Source organism: Haladaptatus sp., from assembly GCF_049589095.1.
Taxonomy (GTDB): domain Archaea; phylum Halobacteriota; class Halobacteria; order Halobacteriales; family Haladaptataceae; genus Haladaptatus.
In genome coordinates this window covers 1-1,734 of sequence record NZ_JBAWAC010000131.1, presented here as the reverse complement: position 1 = coordinate 1,734, position 1,734 = coordinate 1, and the positions used below count along the sequence as shown (strand labels likewise).

At 64.5% G+C, this 1,734-nt stretch carries 1 protein-coding gene; it reads left to right on the top strand.

All coding sequences use genetic code 11. The features are described 5' to 3' along the window. Nucleotides 1-1,457 (top strand): LamG-like jellyroll fold domain-containing protein (locus WBV42_RS04535; protein ID WP_423984975.1); only part of this gene is annotated, 1,457 nt, incomplete at its 5' end. Nucleotides 1,458-1,734: the final 277 nt, after the last annotated feature.

The following is a 1,734-nucleotide window of genomic DNA, read 5'->3' as shown; positions in this document are numbered from 1 at the left end:
ACGTCGTGGACCGCGGCCCGCAGTTCAACGCGTGGCGCGCCCCGATCATGAACGAGGTGCAGGGCTGGGGAAGCGAGCAGGCGTCCAGCTGGTACGCGGCGGGATTGGATCATCTCACGCAACTCGTGGACGACGTGTCCGTCGAGCGGGTTTCCGATCCACACGTCCGAATCGACGTGGACGGCTTCGTCCAGGGCGCGCCGCCGACGACGGTTCGGAAGACGCCTGACGCGAGCGCGACCGGAAGCGACGGCACGCTCGTAGGCGACCCGGAAATCGTCTCCGGGAGGAGCGGGGCGGCGGTGCAACTCGACGGCGACGACTACGTCGATGCTGGTTCACCCGACGCACTGAACTTCACGAGTCCGGGCTTCACCGTCAGCATCACGTTCGACGGAGTCGAGACGGGCGGAGACCACCCACTCGTCGCCAAGGGTGACCACCAGTACGCGCTCAAGGTGAACGACGACCGGTTCTCGTTTTTCATCTACAACGAGACGTGGGTCGCCGTCAACGACACGATTCCGAGCGATCTGAGCGACGGCTGGCACACGCTCACCGGAGTCTGCGATACGGACGAACTCCGTCTGTATCTCGACGGTGAACTCTTTGCCTCCCGAACGCACGATGCCTCGTCGGTCAACGGAACCGACGAACCGCTCCAGGTCGCGCACAACTCGGAGCACGGCGAGCGCCATACGGCCACGACGGTCGATTCGGTGCGGGTATATGACCGCGCGCTGTCGGCCGATGAGGTCGCGTCACAACCCGACTCGCCGTCGGACGACGCCGTCCTGTGGTACGGCTTCGACGAGTTCTACGACTCCCAGTCCAGCCCCAGGGGTCACGGATTCGAGACGACCTACAGCTACCACGTGTTCGGAAGCGGCGACGTGGTGATGGACGTCTCCGCCGCGCCGAACGACCAACTGAAAGCGACCGTCACGGACTACCTGCCGAAGATGGGCGTCCAGCTACAGACGCCGACGTCGCTCGACACGTTCGAGTGGTACGGTCGCGGTCCCGTCGAGACGTACCCCGACCGCCGCTGGGGTGCCGACATCGGGCGGTACTCCGGGACGGTCGCCGACCAGTACGTCCCGTACGTCCCGCCGACGGACAACGGCAACAAGGCCGAGACGCGCTGGGCCGCGCTCGCGAACGACGACGGCGCGGGCCTGCTCGGCGTCGCCACCGACGGATCGATGAACGTGAGCACGAACCGGTTCTCGAACCTGGCCGAGGCGGGCCACCAGTACGAACTCGAAGAAGCCGACAGCGTGGCGTTCAATCTGGACGACGCGGTAACGGGCGTCGGCGGGACGCCCGTCGAACCGTACGACGAGTATCAAGTTCAGGCGACATCGACGCAGTTCAGCGTCCTGTTGCGGCCGTTCACCGCCGACGATGGCAACCTGATGGCGCTCGCGAACCGCTTGTTGCCGGTTGACGAGTGAGACTCGCCCGACAAAACCGGAAAACGAGTCGTTCCGGACGATAATCGCTGGTTGCGGACGGTAATCGACGGTTGCGAACGATAATCGGCGGTTGCGGATGACGATTGCCGGTTTCGGACGATGATCGGCGGTCGTGCTGGTGATTGCCAGCGCGGCCGCTCGTCGTCGTGGTTTCGGTCGATGAAATCGAGAAGTTCCGTTTCGGCTTTCGTCGTTCGTTGCGTCGGTCCGCGCGTTTTTCGCGACTTCAGTCCGCGTGTTGCGGGGTAGAATATCC